Origin of the sequence: Dissulfurispira sp. (assembly GCF_036745535.1) — a bacterium.
GTDB lineage: Bacteria > Nitrospirota > Thermodesulfovibrionia > Thermodesulfovibrionales > Dissulfurispiraceae > Dissulfurispira.
In genome coordinates this window covers 1-1150 of record NZ_DAIOFX010000190.1, presented here as the reverse complement: position 1 = coordinate 1150, position 1150 = coordinate 1, and the positions used below count along the sequence as shown (strand labels likewise).

Below are 1150 nucleotides of genomic sequence, written 5' to 3'. Positions count from 1 at the left end.
TAAGCGGGCCTTCCAATGGAGATTATCTCTTAGTGATAGACGAATCCCATGCCACAGTCCCGCAGATAAGGGGCATGTATGAGGGTGACCGTTCAAGAAAGCAGACCCTCGTTGATTATGGGTTCAGACTGCCCTCTGCCCTTGATAACAGGCCTTTGAAATTCGAAGAGTTCGAGCACCGGACAAATCAGGTGATTTACGTTTCTGCAACACCTGCGGAATACGAGATCGAAAAATCAGGGGGAAGGATTATCGAGCAGGTTATAAGACCGACAGGCTTGATGGATCCAAAAATGATAGTAAGGCCTGTAAAAGGACAGGTGGACGACCTCCTTGGAGAGATAAGGACAAGGGCAGAGAAAGGTGAGAGGGTTTTGGTTACAACATTGACGAAGAAGATGGCAGAGGATTTGACAGACTATTATACTGAACTCGGTGTAAAGGCAAGGTATCTGCACTCTGACATAGACACGCTTGAAAGGGTGGAAATATTGCGGGACCTGAGGCTCGGACAATTCGATGTGCTTATAGGCGTCAACTTATTGAGGGAAGGACTTGATCTTCCAGAAGTTTCCCTCGTTGCTATTTTTGATGCTGACAAGGAAGGCTTTCTCCGCTCCGAGCGCTCTTTAATCCAGACAGCAGGCCGTGCAGCAAGGAATATAAATGGAGAGGTTATCCTCTATGCAGATACAATAACACGCTCCATGAAAAGGGCATTGGACGAGACAGAGAGGAGAAGGAAAATCCAGTCTTCATATAACAAGAAAATGAAAATAACTCCGGAGACTGTAAAGAGCGAGATAAAGGACATCCTCGGCTCTATTTATGAATCCGATTACTTTACAGTCCCTGTAGCTGCTGAAGAAAAGGCAGAATACGAATTAAGCGAAGATGCCATTAAAAAACTCGAATCGGAAATGAAAGAGGCTGCAAAAAATCTTGATTTTGAAAAGGCAGCACAGATAAGGGATAGGCTAAGGGGATTAAAAGAGAGTATGCTCAAGGTGGGGGTAAAGGGTATTTAAACGGAATTATGAAAACGACACCTAATTGATTTTATGAGATTTTTCCGTTTTAAAAATCTTTCGGATGTGATATAGTTTAAATAGTTTCCGGGAAAATACGGTAGTTCGTATAGTAATTGTTA

At 43.3% G+C, this 1150-nt stretch carries 1 protein-coding gene; it reads left to right on the top strand.

Annotated elements, in window-relative coordinates:
• On the top strand, positions 1 to 1028 hold a 1028-nt coding region (locus V7L97_RS12775; RefSeq protein ID WP_333656592.1), incomplete at its 5' end, for a helicase-related protein.
• Between the last annotated feature and the right edge of the window lie 122 nt (positions 1029 to 1150).